Origin of the sequence: Peiella sedimenti (genome assembly GCF_030504955.1) — a bacterium.
In the GTDB taxonomy this organism is placed as follows: domain Bacteria; phylum Pseudomonadota; class Alphaproteobacteria; order Caulobacterales; family Caulobacteraceae; genus Brevundimonas; species Brevundimonas sedimenti.
Genome location: NZ_JAUKTR010000001.1, coordinates 771515 through 796649, shown reverse-complemented (window position 1 = coordinate 796649; position 25135 = coordinate 771515). Strand labels below are relative to the sequence as shown.

General features: G+C 67.6%; 26 protein-coding genes. 10 read left to right on the top strand and 16 right to left on the bottom strand.

The annotated features are described in order from the left end of the window. The gene (locus tag Q0812_RS04095) at positions 1–858 is read right to left on the bottom strand and encodes a universal stress protein (protein ID WP_302109014.1); all 858 of its coding nucleotides are present in this window, start codon (positions 856–858) and stop codon (positions 1–3) included. A gap of 151 nt (positions 859–1009) precedes the next feature. Between Q0812_RS04095 and Q0812_RS04090 the strand changes: the two genes are divergently transcribed. From Q0812_RS04090 to Q0812_RS04075, 4 genes are read left to right on the top strand one after another with little or no spacing between them, the layout of a single operon-like run. Beyond that, complete coding sequence (locus Q0812_RS04090) at positions 1010–2893, top strand: TOL_0244 family TonB-dependent receptor (RefSeq protein WP_302109013.1); 1884 nt, start codon at positions 1010–1012, stop codon at positions 2891–2893. Between the two features lie 23 nt (positions 2894–2916). Further along, on the top strand, positions 2917–3417 hold the full coding sequence (locus tag Q0812_RS04085) for a TOL_0243 family YfiR-like periplasmic protein (protein ID WP_302109012.1): 501 nt from the start codon (positions 2917–2919) through the stop codon (positions 3415–3417). After that, on the top strand, positions 3414–5162 hold the full coding sequence (locus tag Q0812_RS04080; RefSeq protein ID WP_302109011.1) for an ATP-binding protein: 1749 nt from the start codon (positions 3414–3416) through the stop codon (positions 5160–5162). Before Q0812_RS04085 ends, Q0812_RS04080 begins: the two co-directional genes overlap by 4 nt. 53 nt (positions 5163–5215) lie before the next feature. Beyond that, complete coding sequence (locus Q0812_RS04075) at positions 5216–5473, top strand: hypothetical protein (RefSeq protein WP_302109010.1); 258 nt, start codon at positions 5216–5218, stop codon at positions 5471–5473. A gap of 9 nt (positions 5474–5482) precedes the next feature. Here Q0812_RS04075 and Q0812_RS04070 read toward each other — a convergent pair whose 3' ends face one another. The 3 genes from Q0812_RS04070 to cydD form a co-directional block, all read right to left on the bottom strand. Continuing rightward, positions 5483–7729, bottom strand: coding sequence for a TonB-dependent receptor domain-containing protein (locus Q0812_RS04070; RefSeq protein WP_302109009.1), 2247 nt, complete (start codon positions 7727–7729; stop codon positions 5483–5485). A 157-nt stretch (positions 7730–7886) separates the two neighbouring features. Further along, positions 7887–9404, bottom strand: a complete 1518-nt coding sequence (locus tag Q0812_RS04065) for an amino acid ABC transporter ATP-binding/permease protein (RefSeq protein ID WP_302109008.1) — start codon at positions 9402–9404, stop codon at positions 7887–7889. 95 nt (positions 9405–9499) lie between these two features. Continuing rightward, positions 9500–11122: a thiol reductant ABC exporter subunit CydD gene (gene cydD, locus Q0812_RS04060; protein WP_302109007.1), complete on the bottom strand. Its 1623-nt coding sequence runs from the start codon at positions 11120–11122 to the stop codon at positions 9500–9502. Between the two features lie 116 nt (positions 11123–11238). On the opposite strand from cydD, the gene Q0812_RS04055 reads away from it, so the two are divergent. From Q0812_RS04055 to hemN, 4 genes are read left to right on the top strand one after another with little or no spacing between them, the layout of a single operon-like run. Beyond that, positions 11239–12822, top strand: coding sequence for a cytochrome ubiquinol oxidase subunit I (locus Q0812_RS04055; RefSeq protein ID WP_302109203.1), 1584 nt, complete (start codon positions 11239–11241; stop codon positions 12820–12822). A gap of 19 nt (positions 12823–12841) precedes the next feature. Then, positions 12842–13990: a cytochrome d ubiquinol oxidase subunit II gene (gene cydB / locus Q0812_RS04050; RefSeq protein WP_302109006.1), complete on the top strand. Its 1149-nt coding sequence runs from the start codon at positions 12842–12844 to the stop codon at positions 13988–13990. 20 nt (positions 13991–14010) lie between these two features. Next, a complete protein-coding gene (gene cydX, locus Q0812_RS04045) occupies positions 14011–14133 on the top strand; it encodes a cytochrome bd-I oxidase subunit CydX (protein ID WP_302109005.1) in 123 nt (40 codons plus the stop codon). Positions 14134–14137: 4 nt separating this feature from the next. Continuing rightward, positions 14138–15499 carry an oxygen-independent coproporphyrinogen III oxidase gene (hemN, locus tag Q0812_RS04040; RefSeq protein ID WP_302109004.1) on the top strand — a complete coding sequence of 454 codons (1362 nt, stop codon included), beginning with the start codon at positions 14138–14140 and terminating at the stop codon, positions 15497–15499. A 6-nt stretch (positions 15500–15505) separates the two neighbouring features. Here the strand turns inward: hemN and Q0812_RS04035 are convergent, their stop codons facing one another. The 3 genes from Q0812_RS04035 to Q0812_RS04025 all read right to left on the bottom strand — a co-directional run bounded on the left by Q0812_RS04035 (position 15506) and on the right by Q0812_RS04025 (position 18228). Next, complete coding sequence (locus Q0812_RS04035; protein WP_302109003.1) at positions 15506–16081, bottom strand: NAD(P)H-dependent oxidoreductase; 576 nt, start codon at positions 16079–16081, stop codon at positions 15506–15508. A 69-nt stretch (positions 16082–16150) separates the two neighbouring features. Continuing rightward, positions 16151–16756 (bottom strand): response regulator FixJ, encoded by a 606-nt coding sequence (gene fixJ, locus Q0812_RS04030; RefSeq protein WP_302109002.1) that lies wholly within the window; start codon positions 16754–16756, stop codon positions 16151–16153. Further along, a complete protein-coding gene (locus tag Q0812_RS04025) occupies positions 16753–18228 on the bottom strand; it encodes a sensor histidine kinase (protein WP_302109001.1) in 1476 nt (491 codons plus the stop codon). The genes fixJ and Q0812_RS04025 overlap by 4 nt, the downstream gene beginning before the upstream one ends. 106 nt (positions 18229–18334) lie before the next feature. Between Q0812_RS04025 and Q0812_RS04020 the strand changes: the two genes are divergently transcribed. Together Q0812_RS04020 and Q0812_RS04015 are read left to right on the top strand one after the other, a co-directional pair. Then, complete coding sequence (locus tag Q0812_RS04020) at positions 18335–18967, top strand: helix-turn-helix domain-containing protein (RefSeq protein WP_302109000.1); 633 nt, start codon at positions 18335–18337, stop codon at positions 18965–18967. A 15-nt stretch (positions 18968–18982) separates the two neighbouring features. After that, the gene (locus Q0812_RS04015) at positions 18983–19318 is read left to right on the top strand and encodes a c-type cytochrome (protein WP_302108999.1); all 336 of its coding nucleotides are present in this window, start codon (positions 18983–18985) and stop codon (positions 19316–19318) included. Positions 19319–19343: 25 nt separating this feature from the next. Here the strand turns inward: Q0812_RS04015 and Q0812_RS04010 are convergent, their stop codons facing one another. The 9 genes from Q0812_RS04010 to gspG are packed head-to-tail and all read right to left on the bottom strand — an operon-like array spanning position 19344 to position 25123. Beyond that, positions 19344–20102, bottom strand: a complete 759-nt coding sequence (locus Q0812_RS04010; RefSeq protein ID WP_341923491.1) for a prepilin peptidase — start codon at positions 20100–20102, stop codon at positions 19344–19346. Continuing rightward, the gene (gene gspN, locus Q0812_RS04005; protein WP_302108998.1) at positions 20099–20800 is read right to left on the bottom strand and encodes a type II secretion system protein N; all 702 of its coding nucleotides are present in this window, start codon (positions 20798–20800) and stop codon (positions 20099–20101) included. Before gspN ends, Q0812_RS04010 begins: the two co-directional genes overlap by 4 nt. Then, positions 20797–21270 carry a type II secretion system protein GspM gene (gene gspM, locus Q0812_RS04000; RefSeq protein ID WP_302108997.1) on the bottom strand — a complete coding sequence of 158 codons (474 nt, stop codon included), beginning with the start codon at positions 21268–21270 and terminating at the stop codon, positions 20797–20799. Before gspM ends, gspN begins: the two co-directional genes overlap by 4 nt. Then, entirely contained in the window at positions 21270–22328 is a 1059-nt protein-coding gene (gspL, locus tag Q0812_RS03995) for a type II secretion system protein GspL (protein ID WP_302108996.1), read from the bottom strand. The genes gspM and gspL overlap by 1 nt, the downstream gene beginning before the upstream one ends. Beyond that, entirely contained in the window at positions 22325–23296 is a 972-nt protein-coding gene (gene gspK, locus Q0812_RS03990) for a type II secretion system minor pseudopilin GspK (protein ID WP_302108995.1), read from the bottom strand. The genes gspL and gspK overlap by 4 nt, the downstream gene beginning before the upstream one ends. 8 nt (positions 23297–23304) lie before the next feature. Then, positions 23305–23889 carry a type II secretion system minor pseudopilin GspJ gene (gene gspJ / locus Q0812_RS03985; RefSeq protein WP_302108994.1) on the bottom strand — a complete coding sequence of 195 codons (585 nt, stop codon included), beginning with the start codon at positions 23887–23889 and terminating at the stop codon, positions 23305–23307. Further along, on the bottom strand, positions 23886–24254 hold the full coding sequence (gene gspI, locus Q0812_RS03980) for a type II secretion system minor pseudopilin GspI (RefSeq protein WP_302108993.1): 369 nt from the start codon (positions 24252–24254) through the stop codon (positions 23886–23888). The genes gspJ and gspI overlap by 4 nt, the downstream gene beginning before the upstream one ends. Then, the gene (locus tag Q0812_RS03975; RefSeq protein ID WP_302108992.1) at positions 24244–24705 is read right to left on the bottom strand and encodes a GspH/FimT family pseudopilin; all 462 of its coding nucleotides are present in this window, start codon (positions 24703–24705) and stop codon (positions 24244–24246) included. The genes gspI and Q0812_RS03975 overlap by 11 nt, the downstream gene beginning before the upstream one ends. Beyond that, positions 24677–25123 carry a type II secretion system major pseudopilin GspG gene (gspG, locus tag Q0812_RS03970; protein ID WP_302108991.1) on the bottom strand — a complete coding sequence of 149 codons (447 nt, stop codon included), beginning with the start codon at positions 25121–25123 and terminating at the stop codon, positions 24677–24679. Before gspG ends, Q0812_RS03975 begins: the two co-directional genes overlap by 29 nt. Positions 25124–25135 lie beyond the last annotated feature (12 nt).

Here is a 25135-nt window from a genome sequence, read left to right as displayed (position 1 = left end):
TCAATGGGCAAGCAGAAGGGATGGCGCCTCGTCGGCGAACAACAGGCTGCGCGTGACGCCGCCCAGCACCAGTTCGCGCAGACGCGAATGTCCGTAAGCCCCAGCCACAAGCAGGCCGACGTTCCGCCTTCTCGCCTCTTGCAGGAGCGCATCTCCGGCGTCATCGCCGCCAAAGTAGACAAGGTCGGAGCCGCCCAACTCGTGGCTCTCGAGATAATCGGCCAACACCTCAGGACCGAGAGCCTCAACGACGCTGACGCTAGGGTGCTGCAGGATCAGGGTTTGCGATCCGCCCGCAATCAGGGGCATGGCGCCCTTGACGGCGCGCGCGGCCTCGAGCCGCCCATTCCAGGCGATAGCCACCGGCCCCGTCAGATCGCCCACGCCTCTGGACACCACCAACAGGGGCACGCGCAGGCGCATGAGCACGTCCTCGAGGACCTGCATGGCCCGCTGGGGCATCGCCTTGACGAAACCACGCCCCACGACAACCAGATCGGTCAGTGTGCAGGCCCGCTCCAGCGCCGTCCACACGATGGGGTTCAGGTCCTCCAAGATCAGGCGCGGGGCGCCTTCCCCAGCTCCGTACGCGATGTCGGCCTCGGCGCAGGCCTTGCGGCAAGCCTTCTCCAGACCCGCCTGGATCTCCTGATTGAGCTCAGCCATCTCATCATAGGTTGACTGAGGAATGGCCGCGCCGAGGGCCGCCCCGGCCGCGATCAGATCGGAGGCCGGATCGGGATAGACCGGCGTCGCGGTCAGCCGTGCGCCATGCTCCGCGGCCAGCCAAGCTGCAGCGCTAAGAGTGTGCGGGTCGTCGCGCCCGTACAGCAGGACGGTGATGGCCTTGTAGCTCATGGCAGCCTCCTCAAGAGACATCTGCATGACTCGACGGCGCGGAGGCGGCATTGATCTGGCTCAAGGATGCGCCTGACCCGTCAGTGTGCGGAACCGTGCACAGCCTTGCGCGTTGATGGCCGACGCAACGGCTACGGTGGGGGGAAGCAGCATGTCGCTCGCGGTCGGCGCATCGGTTCTGGCGCTCGCCAGTTCCACGGCGCTTTCGAACGATCTGCCGCAACCGACGGCCGACGAGCTGGCGCAGCTGTCGCTGGAGCAGTTGGCCCAGGTCGAGGTTCAGGTCACCTCGGTCTCGCGGCGGCCCGAGCATCTGTCCCGCGCGGCGGCGTCGATCTTCGTCATCAGTCGGGACGACATCCGGCGCTCAGGCGCCACAAGCATCCCCGAAGTGCTGCGCCTGGCGCCAAACCTGAACGTGCAGCGCGTGAATGCGGGCGATTACGCGATCAGCGCGAGGGGCTTCAACGGCTTTGAAACCAGCAACAAGTTGCTGGTCCTGATCGACGGCCGCAGCATCTACACGACCCTGCACGCGGGGGTCCTCTGGGACACCCAGGGCATTGTGCTGGAGGACATTGAGCGCATCGAGGTCATCAGTGGGCCAGGCGGCGCTCTTTATGGCGCCAACGCGGTCAATGGCGTCATCAACATCATCACGCGCTCGGCCTATGAGACCGCGGCTCCAGCCGCCTCCGTTGCGGCGGGCGACGACGACCGGTTGCTGAACCTGCGCACCGGCGGAGTCTTCGAGGGCGTGGATGGCGCCTGGCGACTGTCGGCTACGGCCTTTGACCGCAGCTCTACGGACCTTCCCTCTGGCGCGTCGGCGAACGACGAAACAGCGGGGTTCCGTCTTGCTGGTCGTGCTGACTTCGGCGGCGCCTCGGGAGCCCTGACAGTCGAAGGGGATTATTTCGAAACAGGCGTCCAGAACGACGTCGTGATCAACGGCGGCTTCCTGATGGCCCGTTGGCGCAGCGCCGTCGGCGACCGGGGCGAACTGAGACTCAACGCCTACGTCGACCACAACCGGCGTCTGTCGTCCGAGGTGGATGAGCAGGTGACGACCTGGGACGCCACGGCCGAACACGTGATCGACCTGGGTCGACACGGCGTCGTTTGGGGTGGCGGCTACCGGATCGTCGAGAGCAGCCTGGTGACGCTGGTTCCGCCGGTGGCGTATCTGGATCCGCCTGAACGGCGCATCACCCTGGCCAGCCTGTTCGTTCAAGATCAGATCGCCCTCACCCCTGCCCTCTCGCTCACCCTGGGCGCCAAGGTGGAGGACAGCAGCTTCACCGGGGTGGAGTTCCTGCCAAGTGCTCGCCTGGGGTGGACCCTGGGCGATGGATCGCTGCTGTGGGGCGCGGTGTCACGGGCCGCACGCACTGCCAGCCGGATCGATCGCGATCTCACCTTTCCGGGCTTCCTGGCGCCAGGCAATTTCCAGTCAGAACAACTCACCGCCTACGAACTCGGCTGGCGATCCCAGCCGACGCCTCGCCTCTCCTATTCCGTCACGCTCTTCCTCCACGATTACGAGGACCTGAGGACCGTCTCGCCCAATCCTTCGACCTTCCTGCCCATCGAATTCACCAACGAGGGCGAGGGTCAAAGCTGGGGCGTGGAGGCCTGGGGCAGTTACGATGTCACGCCCGACTGGCGTCTGACCTTCGGGGCAAACTCTCTCGAAAAGTCGTTCAGCGTCCGCCCGACCGGTCTGGGAGACATCACCAGCCTGGCCTCGATCGGCGACGACCCCGAGCATCAGGTCTTTTTCGGCTCCCATCATCGTTGGGGCGAACGACTGGAGCTGGATTTCAGGCTGAGAAATGTGGGCGAGCTGCCGCGCTCGGGGATCGACGGATACACCGATGCGGACGTGCGGATCGGTTGGCGCTTCCGGGATGATTTCGAGCTGTCGCTGATTGGCTCGAACCTGCTGCACGACCAGCGGCTGGAATCGGAGGATCCTGAGCGAAGAAGGCTGGTCGGCCGAAGCTTCCTGGCCAAGCTGTCGGTGGGCTTCTGATGATCAGCCGGGGGGCATTCCGAGTGAAGGCCCTGGCGCTCGCCCTGTGCCTGGCGCACAGCGCGGCCGTTGCGAACACGCACCTGGAGCAGGCGGTCAAGGCCAACTACCTCGTGCGTTTCACGGCCTTTGTTGAATGGCCCACTGCAGCCTTCCCGGCCGACGGCTCGCCGCTGCACATTTGCGTCGCCGGGGCTGATCCCTTTGGACAGACGCTGGACCGCGCAGCTCAGGGCCAGACGGCGTGGGGACACCCGATCACGGTGCGCCGGGTGGGCTCCGAATCGCTGCGCGGCTGCCATGTGGCCTATCTCGGACGGGGCTACAGCCTTACGGCTGCGACCAATCTGCCGGTGCTGACCGTCACGGACGCGGATGTGTCAGGGCATCGCGGCGCCGTCCATTTCGTGGTCGTCAACAGCCGCGTTCGATTCCACATCGATCAAGGCCAAAGCCAACGCGCCGGGCTTCGCATCAGTTCGCGCCTCCTGAACCTGGCCCTCAGCGTCAGAGGCGCGCGATGAACCGGCTCAGACGCACGCTCGCGGGCATCGGTCTGCCGATTCTGGCCGTGGGCAGCCTCGCCCTGCTGCTGGCGGTGGCGGCCGTGGTGTTTCTCTTGAATGAGCAGGCCGTGCGCCGTGACCTGGCGCGCGAAGCCGGCGCCCAGGCGGACCTTCTGGCCTCCGCTGTGAGTGGCGCCCTGGCGTTCGACGACCAGACGGCGGCGCAGGACTATGTCGACGCCGTCCAGGTGAATCCGAACGTGCTGGCGGCGGCGATCTATGACCAGAACAACCGGCTCGTGGCCAGCTACGCGCGCGGTGGAGAGACCATCCCGCCCGTCGCCACGCCGCGCGATCACACCACGCAGTTCCTGGACGGCCGCCTCTATGTGGTGCGGCCCGTGACCCAGGGCGGACAGAGACTGGGTACGGCGCGTCTGAGGTTGGTCGGCAAGCCGCTGGCGCAGCAGCGTACGCAAGGGGTCGGCCTGTTCCTGGTGGTGGCTCTTTCGGCATTGCTGATGACGGTGCTCGCGGTAGGTCAGGCGGCGCTGAAGCGTGCGAACCGGCAGCTGGCGGCTCGCGCCGAGGAGTTGGCCGGCGCCAACGCGCAGCTTCATGAACAGATGGCCGAACGCGAACGCGCCGAGGAGGCGCTGCGCCAGTCCCAGAAGCTGGAAGCCGTGGGTCGGCTGACGGGCGGCGTGGCCCATGACTTCAACAACCTGCTCATGGTGGTCTCGAGCGCCGCGGATATGCTGCAGCGCTCGGATGACCCGAAGCGGCGTGAGGCCCTGATCGCAGGCATGCGCCAGGCGGTCGAACGCGGTAGCGGGCTCACCCGCCAGCTGCTGGCCTTCTCGCGGCGCAAACCTCTGAAGAGCGCGGTCGTCGATGTGGGCGAGCAGGTAGAGCGAATGCGAATCCTGCTTGAGCGATCTCTGCGCGAGGACATTCGCGTCAGCATTGACGTTCAACGCCCCTTGCGGCCGGTCGAGCTCGATGTCGGCGAACTCGAGTTGGCGCTGCTGAACCTGGCGGTGAACGCCCGCGACGCCATGCCAGACGGCGGCGAGCTGACCATCACCGTCTTTTCCGAGCCGACAAACGACGAGCGAATCTGCATCAGGGTGGCCGACACCGGCGTCGGCATGTCGCCAGCAGTGCAGTCCAGGGTCTTCGAGCCCTTCTTCACGACCAAGGAGGTCGGCCGCGGCACCGGTCTGGGCTTAAGCCAGGTCTATGGCTTCGCTCGCTCCAGCGGTGGGGATGTCACGGTGCAGTCGGAGGAGGGTCGGGGCGCGGTCTTCACTCTGTGCCTGCCGACGACGGACAAGGCCTTGGCCGCCGAGGTCAGCGCCGCGCCCCCTGCCGCGCCGCGAGCGCGAGGCCGTGCGCTCCTCGTGGAAGACGACGATGGCGTCGCCGCCGGCATCGGCCACATGCTTCGAGACCTGGGCTACACCTATGTGCGCGCCTGCGCCGCCGATGAGGCGCTGAAGATGTTCGACGGGTCGGATCTCTATGACCTGGTCATCTCCGACATGGTCATGCCCGGGCCCATGAACGGCCTGGCTCTGGCCCGCGAAATCAGGAACCGCCGCCCGGATCAGCCTATCGTCCTGTCGACGGGGTTCAGCGAAGCCGCCGCGGCTGCGGGCGAGGCCGGTTTCCCGCTACTGACAAAGCCGTACGGGATTCCGGAACTGGCGGAGGCGATCCACGCCGCTGGGCCGAGGAGGGGCACGGTCACTGAGGCGTGATGGAACCGCGCCGCTTGGGCCGCATTCGGGTTTACGGAGGAAGGGAGAGCCACATGAATATCCGTCTCGCCGTCGCCGCCCTCGTCATGGGCGGCGCCCTGATCGCCGCCGGCCCGATGAGCGCCCCCGCTGAAGCCCGCGTCGTTCAAACTGGCGGATCGTGCCAGTCGACTTGCGAAGCCCAGTACCAGGCCGACCTGGCCTACTGCTCGCAGGTGGATCAGCAAAGCGGCATGATGGGCCGCTTCTACGGACCCTGCTCGTACGTGGCGCTGCACGACTATAACCAGTGTCTTAGCCAGTGCGGCTAAGACACTGATCTAGCCGCCGGTCGGCGGAGCCGAGAAGTCGAAGGCGGGCGGCTGCTCGCGGCGCTGGCCGTTCCCGAAGGTATAGGTCAGACCGATGAAGCTCATGCGCCCGCCAAACAGCCGCTCGGTCGTGTCGCGTAGGGTGGGCGTCTCGTAGGTGACGACCTCGCCAAACTCGTCAAACAGGTCACGGACCGTGACCTGGACGGCCCAACGATCGGTCAGCTTGCGGCGGTAGCCGAGGTTGATCAGCTGGCCGCCCTCGCGCGTGCCCTGCGCGCCGATCGTCTCACCGATCCACAGGCCGGACACCTGCAGGAAGTCATCCGGCGTCGGCTGCCAGTTCAGGCTGAGGCGTCCGCTGGCGCCCGTGCCTGAGCGATCCTGTCCGCCAGGGACGCCCGCCGCCTCGATCTCCTGCTGGAAGATGCTGAGGCTGGCGTTGTACCGCAGGGTCGGGTGCAGCCGCCCGTTGGCCACCAGCTCAAGGCCCAGATAGCTGCGCGCGCCGAGGTTCTCGGGCCGCGTCACCAGAATGCCGCCCATGTCCGTCACGACGTAGGTGAAGGCGTCGGTGGTGTCCCGATAATAAAGGGTCGCCTGATAGAAGGTCTGATCGACCCGGCGCTGCCACATCAGCTCCCACGAATCCGTCACCTGCGGCTCCAGATCCGGATTGCCCGAGCGATAGCTGACCGCGTCCGTGTAGATGAGGAACGGGTTCAGATCGAAGGGCTGCGGCCGCTGCACTCGCCGGCTGTAGCTGCCTCGAAGGGTCTGGTTGTCTCCCAGATCATAGGACACGTGCAGAGTTGGGTAGGCGCTGAAGTAGTCGTTCTCGTCCGTCGTGCCCGACGTGACCTGATCCATGTCCTGCAGCACCTGCTCCAGGCGCAGGCCGAACTGGGCCGTCAGCTTGTCGCCGAAAGGACGCTCATAGGTGGCGTAAAGGGCGTGAACCGTCTGCTCGACGATGAACTGGTTGGAGATCAGGGGATCCGGCGTCGCGGAGGCTTCTGTCGGACCGCGCGCCAGGATGGTGCTGAAGTCCATGTCGAAGCGCTCGAACTCGTAGCCGGCGCGCAGCTTCGCGTCGCCGGGCAGGGGCCGATTGTAGGCGCTGGTGAACGCAAGGGTGGAGTGGATGTTTTCGTTATCGAGCAGCTCCCACGAAGGCGGCGCGGCCGGGACCAGCGTCTCGACGAAGCCGTCCTGATAGAACTTGCCATGGCCGTGGTCGTAGCGCAGCTCGTTCGTCCACTCGTGACCCTCGCCGAACTGCCGCAACAAACGCGCCGTGGCGCCCGAGAAGTCACCGGAGAAACCGCCGTCGCCGCTGCGCCGGAAGGACGAGGCCACGCCGCCCAGCGCATCCTCAGACTCCAGAAGATCAAGGCCGAAGGCGTTGCTCTCGAAGTGATTGTGCCGAACCTCACCCGTGACCTGGGTCGCGTCGTCGACCCGGTACTCGGCTGAGAGGCGGATGAGCAAACCATCGGACTCACCGTCGACCGTCTGGGTCTGGGTGCTGGGCAGCCACAGATCTGAGACCGGATCGTATCGCTCCCGGAACCGACTGCTCTCCTGCCTCACAGCGTCATGGCGGACGCCCACGTCCCCTGAAAGGGTGAGCCGGTCGCGCGTGTAGGCGAGATTGGCCCCGTAGTTATAGCGTCCATCATTGCCCACATTGGCGCGGACCGAGCCGCTGTAGGTGGCGCCTCGGCGCGGGGCGGTCGGCCGGGTGATCAGATTGATCACGCCCCCTGCCCCATCAGGCCGGTAAGCCGCCGACGGATTGGTCATCACTTCAATGCGCGCGTACTGATCGGCCGGAAGCTGGAGCAATGCCTGGGCGCGGCTCTCTCCGGTCAGCATGCCTGAAGGCCGCCCGTCCACCAGGATGACCACGCCCGAATCGCCTCGAAGGCTGACATTGCCCTGCGGGTCCACGTCCACCGAAGGAATGTTGCGCAAGGCGTCGGCGAGGGTGCCGCTGGCGGCCTGCAGGTCTTCAGTGACGCTGTAGCTGATCGAGTCGATGGACGTTCGGATGTCGTTCGCGCGAGCCGTAACGACCACCTCGCCGACCGCCGTGCTGTCTTCCTGCTCCGGCGGTGGGGCCTCCTCCTGATCCTGTACCTCGCTTCTGGCCGGCGGAGGAGACGGCGGCGACGGCTGCGTGGCCTGGGCCAGTGCGGCGCAGGGCGCGCAGAATGCAGCGGTGGCGAGGAGCAGGATTTTAAACGAGCGCATGGCGAGGTTCCGATTGTCCCCGCGAGAGCTAAGCCGCGCTCGGCATTTCAGGTAGTTACTTCTTCGTCATGCACGGCTCCGGCGGGTAGTCTCATCTTCCGAAGAACGTGGTCGTCTGTCCGCTCGCCGGAGCGGCGCGGCCTGTTGAAGTCGGCTCTCAGGCCTGCACCGGCTCTTCCGCCGGCCGGGTCAGGCAGGTCGAAACGTCAGCCAGGCCTGCCGCCACCGTTCGGTGGCTGACGACGATCAGGCCCTGACCCGAGACGCCCAACCGCCGATCGAGGCGATCCAGCAGCGCCGCCTCCAACCGCTCGTCCAGACCTTCCGTAGGCTCGTCCAGCACCAGCCAGGGCGCCGGCCGGAGGAGGGCCCGGGCGATGGCCAGCCGGCGGCGCTCGCCGCCGGATAGAATGCTGGCGTCATCCTCCAGCAGGGTGTCGAGCCCCCTGCCCGTCTGACGGAAACGCTCGGCGAGGCAACTGTCCTCAAGCGCGCGCCACAGATCAGCGTCAGACGCCGGCGGGCCGCTGAGCATAAGATTCTGCCGCACTGTCCCAGTTATGAAGCGGGGATGCTGGGGCGCGTAGCTGAACTGCCGGCGCACCTGCTCCACGGGCAATTCAGCCACATCGAACCCTCCGAGCAGCAGGTCGCCCTGGGCCCCCTCGCGCAGACGCATTAGCCGTTCGACGAGGGTCGTCTTCCCGCAGCCCGAGGGCCCGGTGATCGCCAACCGGTCGCCGGGCTCGAGCCGCGTCCCGCTAATCGTCAGAACGGGCTTTAGTCGCGGTGCGGGCGCCGGATCAGACAGGGCGCCATCCAACAACGTCCCCAGACGAACCTCGGCCGCATTGGACCGGCCCCGGTCGCGGGCTGCGGCGGCGAAGGCGGCGGCTCCCTCGACTGCAGCCAGCACAGCGAGCGCCGCTAAGGCGACCAAGGGCGCGGGTCGATCCAATGACACCAGCACGACGGCTGTAGCCGCGGCAGCCATCACGACGCCCTGGCCTGCGAGAATCCACCCCTCGGCGCGCGCCAACCTGAGTGTGGCCTCATCAAGGGCGGCGGCGGGCGGCGCGAGCCTGGTCCGGGCCCAGCCCTCAAGCCCGTAGGCGCGAAGTTCAGGCGCGGCCTGCTCCTGCATGGCCAGCTCGGCCTTGAGCTCGCCTTGTCGAGCCTGAAGCGACTCTCCGGCTGGCTCCGCCAGTCTGCGGCCCGTCACCAGGGCCAGCGACAGGGCTAGGACCATGGCGAGCCCGCAGACCAGGGCCGCAGGCCATCCGCACAGAAGCGTCATCAACCCGCCCGCCGCCATCCCGCCAAAGGCGCTCCATGGCGCAGAGCGGCGGACCAGGGCGGTCTGCAATGCGTCCACGTCCTGAACGAGGCGGGCCGCCGCTTCCCCGCCCGCCAGTCGCATCAGGCGTTCGGGCGCAGCCGAAGCGATGCGTAGAAACAGGGCTGGCCGCAGTTGCGCGAGGGCGTCCAGCGCGGCCTTGTGGCCGCTCATCCGCTCTCCGTATCGGGCGGCGGTCCGCACGATCGCCAGCAGCCGGATGAGGGCGCTGGGCAGCATGAAGTTGAAGGCGTGCGCTGCAGCCAGCCCCAGGAGACCGGCCGCGGCCGAGGCGGTGAGGAACCAGCCTGACAGGCCAAGCAAGGCGGCAGCCGCCATCGCTACCGTCAAGGCAAAGCCGGCCGCCAGCGCCAACCAGGGCCGTTGCGACGACGCCGTCTCTCGCAACATGGCGCGCAGCTGATCCCGTCCCTTCATAGCCGCACCACGCGGTCGGCAAGGGCGGCCAGCGTCTCGGAGTGCGTGGCGATGAGCGTGGTCCGGCCCTGGCAGGCGCTTCGGATCGAGGGCAGCAAAGCCGCCTCTGAAGCCCCGTCCAGATTGGCGGTAGGCTCATCCAGAAGGAGGATCGGCGCATTCTTGAGAAAGGCCCGCGCCAGGCCCAACCGGCGTCGTTCGCCCCCTGAGAGGCCTCCGCCACGCTCATCAAGCACGCGATTCAGGTCGAGATGTAGTCCGGCGTAGGCGGCGGCGGTCGCGACCTCGGCATCCGTCGCGTCTAGCCGGCCAAGGCGGATATTATCCGCCAGCGTCCCCGGCGTGACCACGGGCGCCTGACCGGCCCAGCCGATGGAGGCGGACAACTCGCCCACCGCCGCCAGATCGCGACCATTCACTAAGACGAGGCCGCCCTGCGGACGCGTGAGCCCAAGCAGCATGCGCAAAAGCGTCGTCTTCCCCGAGCCGCTGGCCCCCATGATGGCGACGGTTTCGCCGGGTTGGATATCGAGGCTGAAGGCCTCGAGAACCTGACGCTCATCGAACCGGACCGTCACCCGCTCGAAAGCGATCGAAGGCGCGCGCTGCAGCGCTGGCGCTCGCTCGACCGGTTGAGACCGCTCAAGCGCCCGGGCCAGGGCCGGCGCCGCGGCCTCGGCGGTCTGACGTTCGTGATAGGCGGCGGCCAATCTGCGGATCGGCGCATAAACCTCTGGCGCGAGCGCCAGCACAAAGAATGCGCGCGCCAGATCCAGCTGCTCCGGAACGGGGAAAGGCAGCAACCGCAGCAGGTTGAACCCGCAGTAGACGGCCACCAGCGCCACGGCGAGAGCCGAGAAGAACTCCAGTATTCCCGACGACAGGAAGGCGACGGCCAGGACGCCTTGGGTTCGGCGCGACAGATCATTGGACGCCCGGCTCAAGTCCTTGGCTGTGGCGCCCTCGGCCTGGAAGGCCACGAGGTCAGGAAGGGCGCGGATACGATCCAGGAATACGCCTGACAGGCGGGTCATGGCTTCAAACTGGCGACGGCTCTGAGCCGCGGCGGCCGTTCCGGCGAGCGCCATGCCGAGAATGAAGGGGATCATCGTACCCAGCAGGATCGCGGCGGCCACAGGGCTCGCCAGTGCGGCCAAGCCGATCAGCAGGAGTGGCGAAACTGCCGCCGTCATGCGCGCAGGAACGTAGCGGCTGAACCATCCCTGTAGCGCGTCAACGCCTTCGAGAGCCAGGGTCACGCCGTCCGCTCCGGCGCTTCCGCGCGTAAGCACAGCCTCGGTCAACCGCCCCCGGACATCAGCGCGCGCCGCCAGGCCCAGGCGCGCGCCAGCTTCGACGGCCCAGCGGCCCAGAACGGCCCGGGCGAGCAAGCCGAAGCCCGCCAAGACGGCGCCGCTCGCACTTCTTGTGGCATCCCCTGCGGCCACGCCGCTGACGGCCAGGGCGAGACCGATCGCGGTGACTGCGGCGGGAACCACGTCCGCCACGACCAACATGCCCGCTCGCGACGCCAGCCTGCGATGCGGCGCGGCCTCGGCCTTCAACCATGCGCGGGCGACCGCGATTTCGGACGCAGAATCAACGGGGGTCGCGGCCATGCCCCCGCATACGTCAGGACGCGGCGCGAAGACTTTGATCGAGATCAAGGCGACTCGGCCTCTGCCGCCTTAGCGGCTGCAGCATCCGCCTTGTCCCGGCATTGGAGACACCCATGATCGACCTCGCGGTCGTAGACCTCTCCCGGCTGCAGTTCGCACTGACAGCCCTCTACCACTTCCTGTTCGTCCCGCTGACGCTGGGGCTCTCCTTCATGCTGGTCATTATGGAGAGCATCTATGTGATGACCCGTCGCCCCATCTGGCGGACCATCACCAAGTTCTGGGGCACGATCTTCGGCATCAACTTCGTGCTGGGCGTCGCCACCGGCATCACGATGGAGTTCCAGTTCGGTATGAACTGGAGCTACTACAGCCATTATGTCGGCGACATTTTTGGTGCGCCGCTGGCCATCGAGGGCCTCATGGCCTTCTTCCTTGAGGCCACCTTCGTGGGCCTGATGTTCTTCGGCTGGGACAAGCTGAAACCGGTCACGCACCTGTTCGTGACCTTCCTGACCGCCCTGGGCACCAACCTGTCGGCGCTGTGGATCCTGATCGCCAACGGCTGGATGCAGAACCCGGTCGGGGCGGTGTTCAACCCGGACACCATGCGCATGGAGGTTCAGGACTTCGGCGCGGTGATCTTCAACCCGGTCGCCCAGGCCAAGTTCGTTCACACGGTCAGCGCCGGCTACGTCTGCGCGGCGGTCGTGGTTCTGGGCGTGTCGGCCTGGTACCTTCTGAGGGGCAAGCACAAGGCGTTCGCCAAGCGGTCGATGACGGTCGCGGCCGCGTTCGGCCTGGCGTCATCCCTGTCCGTCGTCGTGCTCGGCGACGAGAGCGGCTACGCCCTCACGGACAACCAGCGCATGAAGCTGGCCGCGCTTGAAGCCATGTGGGAGACCGAACCGGCGCCGGCTGGCCTGACCGCCTTTGGTCTGCCGAGCCTTGCGGACCGCACCACCCATTTCGAGGTCAAGATTCCCTACGTGCTGGGCCTGATCGCCACCCGGACGATCGACAAACCCGTCATCGGCATACTTGAGCTGGTGGCCGTGGCCGAGGATCGGATCGAGCGCGGCGTGGTCGCCTACGACGCGCTGGAACGGCTCAAGGCCAACCCTGACGATCGCGTGGCCCGCGGCCAGTTCGAAACCGTCCGAAACGACCTTGGCTACGGTCTCTTGCTGAAGCGCTACGTGGCGGACCCGCGTGAAGCCACGCCGAGTCAGATCCAGCAGGCGGCCTGGGACACGGTGCCCAATGTCCCCCTCATGTTCTGGACCTTCCGCATCATGGCCGGAATCGGCTTCCTGATGATCGCCCTTTTCGCCACCGCCTTCCTGCTGTGCACGCTGCGCCGGCACGAAACCAAATGGTTTCTCTGGCTGGCCGTGGTGGCCATTCCCCTGCCCTGGATCGCAATCGAGTTCGGCTGGCTGCTGGCTGAAGTCGGGCGCCAGCCCTGGGCCGTGGAGGGCGTGCTGCCCACGTTCCTGGGCGCCTCCAGCCTGACCGTGCCGCAGCTGTGGATCACCATCATCGGCTTCACCCTCTTCTACGGAGTGCTGGCGGTGGTCGAGGTCGGTCTGATCCTGCGAGCCATCAAGAAGGGTCCCTTCGCCCAGCACGAGACGCTGGACCCCCTCCTTGAAGGTTCCGCCGAAAATCCCCCTAGCGCCGCCCCGGCCGTCGCCTAAGCCCTAAGGAACCCAAGAGATGGAACTGCCTCTCGACTTCGCGACCCTGCGCCTCATCTGGTGGGCGCTCATGGGGGTGCTGCTGATCGGCTTCGCCCTCACCGACGGCTTCGACCTGGGCGTCGGCGCCCTGCTTCCCTTCGTCGCCAAGACGGACGCTGAGCGGCGCATGGTCATCAACACCGTGGGGGCCACCTGGGAAGGGAACCAGGTGTGGTTCATCCTGGGCGGCGGCGCGATCTTCGCCGCTTGGCCTTTCGTTTACGCGGTAAGCTTCTCCGGCTTCTACCTGGCGATGTTTCTGGTGTTGGCCGCGCTGATCCTGAGGCCGGTGGCCTTCAAGTATCGGTCGAAGCGGCCCGACGCGCGCTGGCGTTCAGCCTGGGACTGGGCGCTCTTCGTGGGCGGCTTCGTTCCGGCGCTGGTGTTCGGCGTGGCGGTGGGCAACGTCCTTTCGGGCGCCCCATTCCAGCTGGATGACACGCTTCGCTCGACCTACCACGGCAGCCTGCTCGGCCTGTTCACGCCCTTCACCCTGGTGTGCGGTCTGCTCTCGGTCTGCATGCTGGTGCTGCACGGCGCTGCCTGGCTCGGCGTCAAGGCCGAGCGGGGCCCCATCCAGGACCGAGCCCGGACAATCGGCCTGGTCGCCGGCTTCCTGGGCTTGGCGCTCTTCGCCATCGGCGGCCTGTTCGTCGCCTATGGAGACCTGGGCTTCCGCATCACGGGCGTGCTCGACACGGCCGGGCCGTCGAACCCCCTGCGCACCACGGTCGAAGCCGCGCCGGGCGCCTGGCTGGACAACTACGGCCGCTATCCGTGGATGATGCTGGCCCCGACCTTTGGCTTTTTCGGCGCCATGATCGCCATGATCGGGCTGCAGCTGCGGAACGAACCCATGACCCTGGCCGGGTCGTCGGTCTCGGCTCTGGGCATCATCTCCACGGTGGGGCTCTCCATGTTCCCCTTCATCCTGCCCAGCTCGATCAGCCCCCAGTCCAGCCTAACGGTCTGGAACGCTTCTTCCAGCCACATGACCCTGTTCATCATGCTGGTGGTCACGGTGGTCTTCCTACCGATCGTCCTGGCCTACACGGCCTGGGTCTACAAGGTGCTGTGGGGTCGCTCGACGACCCAGGCGCTCAACACCAACCCTGATCTCTACTGAGCCCGAAGGAGCTATCGACCATGTGGTACTTTACCTGGATCCTCGGCCTGGGCTTGGCGGTCGGGTTCGGTGTCCTCAACGGCCTCTGGCATGAGTTCCAACTGGCCGACGAGGGCGACGACGGCTCGGACGATCCAGCCTGAGCCGATGGCCCTGTCCGCGATCGACGAGGCGCTGGTCCGCCGCTACGACGTCAACGCCCCGCGTTATACCAGCTATCCCACGGCGGCTCAGTTCAGCGCCGCCGTGGGGCCGGCCGAATGGAGCGCATGGCTGGCGAGGACACGGGGGGATCAGCCCGTTTCCCTCTATGTCCATCTGCCCTTCTGCAAGCGGCTTTGCTGGTACTGCGGCTGCAACACGCGGGCAGTGAATCGGCGTGAGGTGATCTCAAGCTACCTCGATCTGTTGCTCGCGGAGGCCGATCTCGTTGTCGACGCTGCAGGGGGCCCGTTGAGGGTCGAAACCCTGCATCTGGGCGGTGGGACGCCCAACATGCTGACTCCCAACGAGCTGGATGGGCTTATCGCGGGCCTTCGCCAGCGGTTCGATATGACCAGTCTGACCGAGTTCGCCGCCGAGTTGGACCCGGAGGTGTTGACGCCTGAGTGGATTGCGGCGGCGGGCGAGTTGGGCCTCACCCGCGCCAGTCTGGGCGTCCAGGACCTGTCTCCCGACGTGCAGGCGGCCGTGAACCGTCCGGAGTCCTTCGAGAGCATCGCCGCCGCGGCAAAGGCATTGCGCCAGGCGGGTGTAACCTCACTCAACCTTGATGTGATGTATGGCCTGCCGCTTCAAGGCGTGGACCAGGTTCTGGCCACCTTGACGCAGGTGGCCACGCTGCGGCCCGAACGCATCGCGCTGTTCGGCTACGCCCACGTGCCGTGGATGAAGCCGCACCAGAAACTCATCAAGGACGCACACCTGCCCGGCCCGAGGGCGCGCTTCGCTCAGAGCCGCGCCGCCGAGGCCTTCCTGATCGAAGCCGGCTACGAAGCCATCGGGCTGGACCACTTCGCGCTGCCCCATGACGGCATGGCCATCGCGCATCACAGCGGCCGCCTTCGCCGTAACTTCCAGGGCTATACGACCGACTTGGCGGAGACTCTGGTCGGGCTGGGAGCCTCGTCGATAAGCCGCACGCCGGACGGTTATGCGCAGAATGCGACCCTGGAGCGGGATTGGCGCGCCGCCATTCAGTCGCGACGCCTGGCGACCGCCCGAGGCGTGGCGCTGTCGGACGAGGACGCTCTCCTGGCCGATATCATCGAGCGGCTGATGTGCGAGTTCGCCGTGGACCTGGGCGCGGTCTACGCCAAACACGGCCGCCCCTATCCCGCCAACGCCTCCGCGCCCAATCTGTCCGAGTTCGAAAGCGACGGCCTGGTGACGCGGCGCGGCGATCTCGTGACGGTCACCGACAGAGGCCGCCCGTTTGTCCGCGCCGTATGCGCGGCCTTTGATCCAAAGCTGGAGACCTCACCGGGCCGCCACGCTCGCGTCGTCTGACGTAGATCAGCGTCCGGCGCGTCCCAGGGCGTGCAGCCGCCGCAGCCAGGGTTCCGCTTCAAACCCCTCGCCGGCGCCGCCGATCAGAGTTCGGCCCGTGGTCTTGATCCCGGCCAGCCCCAGCACGCTGCGCTGGAAGGACTTCACGCCATGGGCGCCGAACAGCATTTGGAACGCCAGGGCCGGCATCCCCATGGTGACGACCAGCCGGCAGGTGAGTCCGCCAAGCAGGCCCTGGGGGAACTGGTTCTTGCGCCAGCGCATGGTGAACTGGGGCCGAAACGCCTGCTCGAAGAAGCCCTTGGTCATGGCCGGCAATCCGCCCAGCCACAGGGGAAAGACCACCACCATGTGCTGCGCCCATTTGATGTCGCGTTGCACCGCCGCGATGACGGGCGGCGGCGGTTGATCATTGAACGCCTCTGCCGACCGCAGCACGGGAAAGTCCAGCTCACCCAGGGTGATCTCGCGGACCTCGTGTCCGGCCTCGCGAGCCCCTGAAGCGTAGGCGCCCGCCAACGCCGCGACCAGCCGTTCGGCCGAGGGGTCAGGGTGACCATTGATGATGAGAATTCGGGCCATGGTGCGCTCAAGGGCGAGTTGTCTCAGCCCCAGCTTCGCAAGCGCCGTCGCCCAGCGCTTTGACCCAGGTCAAACGGGCGAGACGCCCGCCTTCAGGCCCATACGGATAAGATCGGCGTAAGTCTCGGCGCTCATCTTCGCCATGACCTTGGCGCGATAAATCTCCACCGTGCGCGGGCTGAGATCATAGTCGCGCGCGATCTCCTTGTTCGACTGGCCGTTCATGAGGCCCTCCAGCACCTGGCGCTCGCGCATCGACAAGCTGGCGACGCGGCGGGCCGCCTCCGGGTCGGCCGCTGGGGAGCCATCGGTCTTGACGCTGAGGGCCTGATCCACCGCCCTCAGCAAGGCCGTGTCATCGAAGGGTTTCTCGAGAAAATCCATCGCGCCCTTCTTCATGGCCTCGACCGCCATGGCGATATCGGCGTGCCCGGTGATGACGATGATGCAAAGACCGGGATCCTTCGAACGCAGTTGCTCGACCAGTTCCAGCCCGTTCATTTCGGGCATCCGCACGTCGGTGATCACACAGGCGGGTCCGTCCTTCGCCTGCAAGGCTTCGAGGGGGGATGCGAAGGCGACGACCTCATGACCCGCAGACTCCAGGAGGAAGGTCAGGGAGTCGCGCACACCTTCGTCATCGTCGACGATGTGGATCACCGGATTGCGGATCATTCGTCCTCCTCCTCATCCTTCTCTAGCAGAGGCAAGGTCAACTCAAAGCGCGCGCCGCCGCCCGCCGCGTTGCGCGCCTCGATCCGTCCGCCATGGGCCTCAATGATCGTTCGGCATATGGACAGCCCGACGCCGAGCCCGTGGGCCTTCGTCGTGAGGAAGGGTTGAAACAGCTGCTCCAGCACGTCCGGGGCCAGGCCTGGCCCCGTATCCGCCACGACAAGGCGCACCCAGCCGCGCCCCGCCGCCTGCGAATAGATCTGCAGCTCTCGGCGATCGCTCTCGGCCATGGCCTCCATGGCGTTGCGGATCAGATTCAGAAGCACCTGCTGAATCTGAACCTTATCGACAAGCACCCTGTCGCGGCGGGGATCGAGGCGTACCTGCAATCGCACGCCCAGTTCCTTGCCGCCCACGAAGGCCAGGGCGACGGCCTCCTCGACCAGCTTGGACAGACTTTCGAGACGCTTGTCGGCCTCCCCCTTGGCGACGAAGTTGCGCAGGCGGCGGATGATCTCGCCTGCGCGTTGCGCCTGGTCCGCCGCCTTGAGGAGTATGGGCGCGGCCTTCTCGCAGGTCAGCGCGCGGTCCCTCTCCATCGTCCGTCGAAGACCATTGAGGTAGTTACCGATCGCCGTCAGGGGCTGGTTCAGTTCGTGCGCGAGAGCCGACGCCATCTCGCCCAGGGCCGTCAGCCGCGAAACGTGAACCAGCTCGTCCTGCATCTCGTGCAGACGCGCCTCGGTCTGCTGGCGCTCGGACAGGTCCCGCACGAAACCCGTGAACAGGCGCCCCTCGGGACTCTCCACCTCGCCGACCGCAAGCTCCATGGGGAAGGTCGAGCCGTCACTACGCTCGCCCGTCACCACGCGCCCGATGCCGATGATGCGCCGCTCGCCCGTCCGCCGGTATCTTTCCAGATAGCCGTCGTGCTGCTGGCGATAGGGCTCCGGCATGAGCAGGCTGACGTTGCGGCCATAAACTTCGGCTGCCGGGTAGCCGAACAGGCGTTCGGCGGCCTGGCTGAAGGAGCGGATCAATCCATCCTCATCGATGACCACCATTGCGTCGGGCACAGTGGCCAGGATCGACTCCAGATGGGCCTCGCGCAGGCGCAGTTCGCGGTTGGCGTCGCTCGCGCGCCGGGACAGTCGATGCAGATAGTCCCCTGCGAACCCCGCTGTGACTCCCAAGACGGTGAAGACCGCCGCCGCAGCCCATGACAGCGGCTCTCCAGCCATCCTGCTCATCACCAGCAGGGAAGCGACCGCCGTCAGCGTTGCGCCCACGGCTGCTCTGGAGCCGCCCACCAGCGCCGCCCCCAGCACGATCGGCAGCAGCGCCATGAAGATCACGCCGGGCCCTCCGCCCGCGTGCATCAGCAGGCGCGCCAGCGGCGCGGCGGCGATAGGCGCCGCGATGAGGGCCAGAATGGCCAACCAGCGACGGCCCGATGTGGAAAGCAGGTTCAAGGGCGGAGGACTCAGCGACGATACGTAACTCACCTTACGCGCACGGACCGAATGTCGGAAAGCGGGCCGTGGAGCCACTGTCGCAGCGTTCCTAGAGGGGCTTCCCATGACCGCCGCGCCGCAACTGACACTCGTACATGATGATCCCCTGGTCGCCCTGGGCGAGGTGAAAACCGTCTCCGCCGGATCGGAGATTTTCCTTCAGGACCAAGCGGCGAGCTGCCTCTATCGGCTGGTGAGCGGCTCGGTGCGCACGATCCGTCTGACTGAAGACGGACGGCGTCAGATCGGCGACTTCTTCTTCGCCGGCGATCTCATCGGACTGGAGGACGACGGAGCGCACGCCTTCACGGCCGAGGCGCTGGAGCGCTGCGAGATTCTGGTCCTGCGACGCAGCCAGGTCGAGGCGGCGGCGACGACGAACGCCGCCGTTGCTCAGATACTGTTCCACGCCGGCGCAGCCCGGCTGCAGCGCATGCAACGGCACCTCATCCAGATCGGGCGCAAGAGCGCCATCGAGCGGGTGGCTGCGGCTCTGGCGCAGTTCGCGGAGCGAGGGGACGCCGAGACGGTCGAGCTGCCCATGAGCCGTCAGGACCTGGCGGACTATCTGGGCCTGACGATCGAGACGGTCTCGCGCATGATCTCCCAGCTGCAGGCGCACAAGGTCATCCGACTGAACACCCTGCGCCAGTTGCGCATCTGCGACCCCATGGCCCTGCGCCAGCTGGCCGCCTGAGCGGAGGAACGGATCATGCTTCTGTTGATGATGTTGTTGTCGCTGATGGAAGTTCAGCCGCGCCCCGGCGTCGCCGGTCCTCCTGTCGACATGACAGTCTCGGCCCTGCATGGCGAGACCCTCGTGAGGGAGCGCTGCGGCGCCTGTCACGCCGTTGGACGTGAGGGCCCCAGCCCCCTGGCCGACGCTCCGCCCCTGCGCGAAATTCCTAACCGCTACCCGGTGGACAACCTCGAAGAGGCGCTGGCCGAAGGGATCATCGTCGCCCACGACGGTCCCATGCCCGCCTTTGAGATGGAGCCCGAAGACATCACCGATATCATCGCCTACCTGCGGACGCTGAAAGACTGAGCCCGATCCGGGGCCAGTCACCGTCTCAGCCGGTCGCGTGGAGCCAGCTCAACCACGCACCCAGGGCCAGGAACGCGCCGAAAGGCAGACGGTCGTCACCCGCCATCGGGCGGCCCCAAAGCCGCGCCGCCAGAACCAGGGACAGGCCCGCGAGGCTGGCGAGCAGCAGAGTCAGGGGCAATCCCTGCCACCCCACCCATGCGCCGATCCCGGCCAGCAGACGGGGGTCGCCCCCGCCCAAGCCCTCGCGGCCGCGCAGGCGCCGGTAGCCCCAGGCGAGACCCGCCAGCGCCAGAAACCCCGCCGCCGCGCCGACGACACGGTCCAGGGCCTGATGAGCCTCGAAAAGCGCCGCCGCCAAAAGACCCGTGATCGCCAGCGGCAAGGTCAGGCGATCCGGCAGCCAGTAGTGCTCCGCATCGATGGCCGCGATCAACAGGAGCTGCCAGGCGAAAAGGGCGCCCAGCGCACCCGGCAGTCCCGGCGTAGCCAGGGCCGCCCAGGCGGCGAGTCCCGCGCACGACAGCTCCATCACGGGATACCGCCATCCGATCGGCGCGGCGCAAGTCCGGCATCGACCCCGCTGGATCATCCAGCTGAGAACCGGAACAAGCTCATGGGGCCCCAGCGCCTTGGCGCAGGACCGGCAGCGCGAGCGGGCCAGAACGATGGGCTCTCCCGCCGGAAGGCGCACCGAAGCCAAGGCGAGGAAGCTGCCGACCACGAGGCCAAGCCCGCCTTGCCACGCTGCCTGAACCCAGCCGCCCTCGAGCAGCGGACTCACCTGACGGTCACCGTCAGGACGGCGCCGCCCGGCGTGATCTGGAAGCCGTGGGCCGCCAGGGCCGTCTGAACGAGGGAATCGGCAGTGCGCACCTGGATCGCCGACTGGCGAGCGCCTTCCGCGTCCAGGCTGGCGTTGACCCGCACCTCGGCCTGCTCGGTCCGACCGCGCATATCCACAGACAGGCGCCCAGCCTGACATGAAATGGGCCCCTCAAGCATCGGTCCTGAAAAGCCCGCGATCCGGGTCAGAGCATCCAGCCGAACCCGCCCGGCGGCTGAGACACAGGCGCCGCCGCGGAAGACCGCGGCTCCGTCTCTGACGTCCAGCGCGCCGCGGAGGCCGGGCGGCAGACCCAAAAGGCCGGCAGGAATCGCCCCATCCAGGTCATGGACGGCCACGCTGTCTCCGTTCGTTTCCAGAACGGCCGAACCGCCCCGCTCGCCTTCGAGCTTGAGCCGAGCCTTGCCGGTCAGCAGGGCCCACGGGCTGGCTGATGCGTTCAGGTCGCCCAGCGGCGCGCCGAGCAGGCGCGCCTCGTGTAGCCGACCCGACCAGATTGAACCGCTGATCCGCTCCACGCTCAGGCCGAAACGCTCCGGTTGGGCGGCTCGCACGACATGGGACAGCGGCAAGGTGGCTGCCAGCCACACCGCCAGCGCGGCGGCGAAAACGACCGCCAAACGAAGACGGCTCATTGACCGGGCTCCAGCGTCGCCTGCACGTCCAGGGCGCCGCCGCCTGACTTCAAAGCGGTCGCGTCGCGGACCACGCCGCCGCGACGCTCAACCTCGGCCAGCCAGCCGAACACGGCCGCCGGGCGCGCCCCCTCCAGCCAGACGGTATGGGCGCCGCCGCCCTCGGGCTGCTCTCGCGTCACCGTCACACCCGCTTCAGCCGCCGTAGCGGTCAGCAGGGCGGGCAAGGCGTCAGGGGCGATCGCGGCCCTTCCTGTGCGGGCGCCGGCCACAAGGATCGCGTCCTGGATAGCCTGAACAGCCGCCAGTTCGGCTTGCGCGCGCCGTTCGGCTGCGGCCTGACGCCAGTTCAGCAGCGGATTGGCGACGCCGTACCAGCCCACCGTTCCGGCAAGCAGCGCCCCCAGCAGTCCCAGCAGCGCCTGTTCGCGCGGCGATCGCCCGCTGAACCACCTCACCATCGCGCCCATCACATCGGCCTCGCCGTGAAGTCGCCGATGCGCACGCCGCGTTCATCCAGCGCGTTGAGTTCCTCAAGCACAAGGTTCTGCCCCTGTGCGGCCGCGACGAGGGCCTGCACATCCTCGTAGTCGCGGTAGGCGATGGTTGCGCGCAAGGTCCCGTCCTGCCCGTAGATCAGGCCCTCCAGGGCGGCGCCTTCGACCGTCTCGATAGCCGAAAAGAGGCCGGCGGCCAGGCGCGAAAAGCCTCCGCTGCGCTCCAGATCCAGGCGCGCCGCGCGAAGCGCGCCCGCGGGATCATCCCCGACGGCTTCCTCGCCCAACACACGCTCGGCGGCGGCGCGAGCTTGGTCCTCCGCCCGCCTCGCCGCGGCCTCGTCGCGCCAGGCGCCGGCCAATGCCAGCACCATCGGGCTGAGCATCAGCGCAATCAGCAGCGCAGCCGCGAGACGCAGGTCGCGCCACCCCAGAGCCTCCGGGCGCGCGGGCGGCGAAAGATCAATCAGTTGGGACAAAGCCTGCCGGATGGCCATGGCCAGTTGACCCGGCTCGTCCAGGCGATGCCGCTCACGCCCAGCGAGGAGGAGTTCGGCGGTGTCCGGCTCGACCGCGGCGGCCAGGTCGCGCCCCCGGATCACCAGACGGTCGGGCAACTCCGCAAGCGAGACCGCATCATCAGTCGGCTCAGGCAGAAGCAGGTAGTCGGGCGTCAACAGGTCCGCGGTCACGCCCAGGACTTCGAGGCGCTCGCGCCAGCGGACCTGGGCCTCGCTCGAGTAAATGAGCACTAGGGTGAGGCCGTCCTCGCGCTGGGGGCCAAGCGTGGTGACGAGGGTCTCCTTCTCCAGCACGCCGCCCTGCCCCACCATGAGCCGCGCCGCCGTCCTTCGCTGCGCCGAAGAGCCTGCCGGCAGGTCCAACCAGGTTGCGGTCACATCAACCCCGGGTACGCCGACGACCGTAGCCACGGGCTGCTCGCGGCCCGGCACGGCCGCGTCATCGAAAACCCAGCTGAGCGGAGGCTCTCCCGGGTCCAGGGGCAGGATAAGGACTTGAACGTGGCTCATGCGGCGCTCCAGCGGCGGCCGACCAGGCGGACCCTGCCTCCGGCGGCTTCAAACAGGGAGTTCAGAACGATTTCGGCGCCCTGGTACCGAACCTGGACGCGCAGGCGGGCGTGGTGCGTGGTCAGCCGCACCTGTTCCAGCGCCTCGGGCGGGGGCGTGATCTGGGCCAACGCGGGCTGGCCCCAAAAGGCCTCGAGAGACGTCCAGCCGCCGCCGGGCCGTGCGCGGATGAGGGCGGCGGCGCGATCGGGGCTGAGCTGGCCGTCGGTGATCACGCTCAGCAACAGGGCGTCCTCGCGCGTCAAGGCGTTCGGATTGATGGGGGAGAGGTCGCTGCTGGGCAGGACGCAGACATAGGGCTGCAGCGCCCGCCATGTGGGCGCATCGAAGCCGCGTATGGCCCGCACTTCGCTTGAGTCGGCCAGCAGGGTATTGCCCGTTCGATAGGCCGGCGCGCCAGCGGCGTAGGCGCCGTCCTCGGCTCCGCGCGGCGACGGGAACGAGTCCTGGTCGATCCAGTCCACCAGGGCCGCCGCGAGCATCTCAGCCCGGGCTCGGGGGATGTCCACGGCTTCAGCAAGGGCGATGAACTGGGCCACGCCCTCGTCTCTGCGGATCAGATATTCCCCCCTGCCCTGAACGACGCTGTTGAGGTTGAAGCAATCGCCCGCGTCCGCCGCCGACACCTTGATCAGGGCCCCATCGTCGCCAGGAAGCGTAAGGGATCGGCCACTCCAGGCCTCAAGCGGCGTAAGGTCCGGCGACCCCTGGATCAGGCGCTCCAGCCGCCCGCGCGCCATGGCCTCCGCCCCCAGCGCCAGCCACCTCGCTTGACCCTGATCGCGCACATTGGCGGCGCGGCGAATGCCGAAACGCATATCGTCCAGAACGGCCACGGCCAGCGCGGAAATCACGGCCACCAGCAGGAGCACCGTCAGCAGGGCGGCCCCCCGTTCATCATCACGCATGGGCGCGCTCATGACGCGCTCCCCGGCGCCAGAAACAGCTGTTGGACACCGCCCAACCGGTCCGTTTCGAGGTCCAGGCGCACGGCTTCGGGCAGGGCTTCGGTCGGCGCGCCGGCGAAGTTGTCCAGCCATTGGCCGCGATAGAGGAAGCCCACCTGGGCGCGCCGCACGCCCCGCGCCAGCACCTGGGCTGAGCCGCAGACGGCGCCGTCCAGAGCCGGACGGGCGCAACGCTCAAGCCGCCCCCCCACCAGGCGATACTCGACGGTCTGCAGAGACGCGCGCGGCTCGCCCAACGGATTGTCCCACCCAGCGCGGACGAAGCGCATCAGGGGGCCGCCCGGCTCTCCGCCTTCGAAGACACGACGAGCTGGAGCGCCATCCGGCCCTCGCGTGCGCCGCGGCGCCGCCTGGGACAGATCGGCGCTCAGCAGGCCGCGCAGCCGCTGGAGCTCGGCCACCTCATCGGAGCGCTCGCGCACAGCCGCACGGCTGGCGGCGGCATACCCCAGCACCGACACGCCGGCCGCGGCGATCAGGGCGAAGATGGCCAGCGCCACGAGCATCTCGACCAGGGTGAAGCCGGACCTCATGCCGAGGCGCTCCGGAAGACCTTGACCTCGGCCGCCGAACCAGGGCGGCCTTGCGCCTGCACACGGATGTCGACGCGGTAGAGGCCGGGTTCGGGCGTGCCGCTCGTGATGCGCGTCCATCGCCAGGCACGGCCGGCCGCCTGCTCCACTCCCTCCTCCTGACCTAGCACCAGCGGCGCCAGGCCGGTGACCGCCTCGACGGCGCGGTTCTCGGCCACCACCGAGGCCAGGGCCCGCGTCTCCAGCTCTGCGGCGGTGCGGGCGCTTTCGCCTGTGAGGTTCAACAAAGCGACCACGGCCAGGCTGAACACCGCCAGCGCCACCAGCAGTTCGATAAGGGAGAAGCCTTGGCGATCAGCCGGCATGGACGGCCACCTCACCGGCATCGGAGACGCTGACCCGCGCTTGGCTGCCCCCTCGGACAAGCACCACCTCCGCCGGCGTCACGAGGCCGGTCGGGTCGAAGCGAATGATCCGCGCCTCTTCAGAGGGGGCTACCCGATCGGGCCAGGCGCGGTCGGCGAAGGCGCGGTTCGCCAGCGGGGCGCGCCCCTCCCCGTTCAGTGCGGCGAAGGCATAGCCGGCCTGCGTCACCTGCACCTCGATCGTCCGGCCGGACAGGATCGATTCCTCGCGCGCACGGACCAGTCGAGCCGCAAAAGCGTCGGCGGCGTCCGGCAACCGGCCCTGCGGATCGGGCGCGTTCAGGACGACGACAGCCCCCAACAGGCCGATAATCGCGGTGACGACCATCAGCTCGACCAGACTGTAGCCGCCTCGGTCCTTATCAGGACCAGTTGCCGATATCGGCGTCATCGCCCTCTCCGCCGGTCTCGCCGTCCGCGCCCATGGACCAGATGTCGAAGGCCCCACGCTCGCCGGGACGCCGGTACTGATAGGCGTTGCCCCAGGGGTCTTCCGGCAGGCGACGCACGTACCCGCCGCTGCGATAGCGGTCAGGCCGGTTGAGGTTCGCCGGCGCCTCCACCAGCGCCTGAAGGTTCGGGGGGAAGTCCATATTATCCAGGCGATAAACCTCGACCGCCTGCTCCAGGACGGCGACGTCCGCCCGGGCCTTCTCGATCCGCGCTCGGTCCTGGCTGGGGAGGACATTGAGCATCACGATCGTGGCTAGAAGCCCGATAATGACAATGACGACCATCAGTTCGACGAGGCTGAAGCCCTGGCGGCGGCGGCGATGCAGGCGGCGGCGGGCGGCGGTCTTGCGGGACATGGCGGACATCCT

Excerpts from the sequence above, each read along its gene's own strand:
- Q0812_RS04095 (WP_302109014.1), bottom strand. The coding sequence starts at position 858 with ATGAGCTACAAGGCCATCACCGTCCTGCTGTACGGGCGCGACGACCCG.
- Q0812_RS04090 (WP_302109013.1), top strand. The coding sequence starts at position 1,010 with ATGTCGCTCGCGGTCGGCGCATCGGTTCTGGCGCTCGCCAGTTCCACG.
- Q0812_RS04080 (WP_302109011.1), top strand. The coding sequence starts at position 3,414 with ATGAACCGGCTCAGACGCACGCTCGCGGGCATCGGTCTGCCGATTCTG.
- Q0812_RS04075 (WP_302109010.1), top strand. The coding sequence starts at position 5,216 with ATGAATATCCGTCTCGCCGTCGCCGCCCTCGTCATGGGCGGCGCCCTG.
- Q0812_RS04070 (WP_302109009.1), bottom strand. The coding sequence starts at position 7,729 with ATGCGCTCGTTTAAAATCCTGCTCCTCGCCACCGCTGCATTCTGCGCG.
- Q0812_RS04065 (WP_302109008.1), bottom strand. The coding sequence starts at position 9,404 with ATGGCGGCTGCCGCCTTGCTTGGCCTGTCAGGCTGGTTCCTCACCGCC.
- cydD (WP_302109007.1), bottom strand. The coding sequence starts at position 11,122 with ATGGCCGCGACCCCCGTTGATTCTGCGTCCGAAATCGCGGTCGCCCGC.
- cydB (WP_302109006.1), top strand. The coding sequence starts at position 12,842 with ATGGAACTGCCTCTCGACTTCGCGACCCTGCGCCTCATCTGGTGGGCG.
- cydX (WP_302109005.1), top strand. The coding sequence starts at position 14,011 with ATGTGGTACTTTACCTGGATCCTCGGCCTGGGCTTGGCGGTCGGGTTC.
- hemN (WP_302109004.1), top strand. The coding sequence starts at position 14,138 with ATGGCCCTGTCCGCGATCGACGAGGCGCTGGTCCGCCGCTACGACGTC.
- Q0812_RS04035 (WP_302109003.1), bottom strand. The coding sequence starts at position 16,081 with ATGGCCCGAATTCTCATCATCAATGGTCACCCTGACCCCTCGGCCGAA.
- fixJ (WP_302109002.1), bottom strand. The coding sequence starts at position 16,756 with ATGATCCGCAATCCGGTGATCCACATCGTCGACGATGACGAAGGTGTG.
- Q0812_RS04020 (WP_302109000.1), top strand. The coding sequence starts at position 18,335 with ATGACCGCCGCGCCGCAACTGACACTCGTACATGATGATCCCCTGGTC.
- Q0812_RS04015 (WP_302108999.1), top strand. The coding sequence starts at position 18,983 with ATGCTTCTGTTGATGATGTTGTTGTCGCTGATGGAAGTTCAGCCGCGC.
- gspN (WP_302108998.1), bottom strand. The coding sequence starts at position 20,800 with ATGAGCCGTCTTCGTTTGGCGGTCGTTTTCGCCGCCGCGCTGGCGGTG.
- gspM (WP_302108997.1), bottom strand. The coding sequence starts at position 21,270 with ATGGGCGCGATGGTGAGGTGGTTCAGCGGGCGATCGCCGCGCGAACAG.
- gspL (WP_302108996.1), bottom strand. The coding sequence starts at position 22,328 with ATGAGCCACGTTCAAGTCCTTATCCTGCCCCTGGACCCGGGAGAGCCT.
- gspK (WP_302108995.1), bottom strand. The coding sequence starts at position 23,296 with ATGCGTGATGATGAACGGGGGGCCGCCCTGCTGACGGTGCTCCTGCTG.
- gspJ (WP_302108994.1), bottom strand. The coding sequence starts at position 23,889 with ATGAGGTCCGGCTTCACCCTGGTCGAGATGCTCGTGGCGCTGGCCATC.
- gspI (WP_302108993.1), bottom strand. The coding sequence starts at position 24,254 with ATGCCGGCTGATCGCCAAGGCTTCTCCCTTATCGAACTGCTGGTGGCG.
- Q0812_RS03975 (WP_302108992.1), bottom strand. The coding sequence starts at position 24,705 with ATGACGCCGATATCGGCAACTGGTCCTGATAAGGACCGAGGCGGCTAC.
- gspG (WP_302108991.1), bottom strand. The coding sequence starts at position 25,123 with ATGTCCCGCAAGACCGCCGCCCGCCGCCGCCTGCATCGCCGCCGCCGC.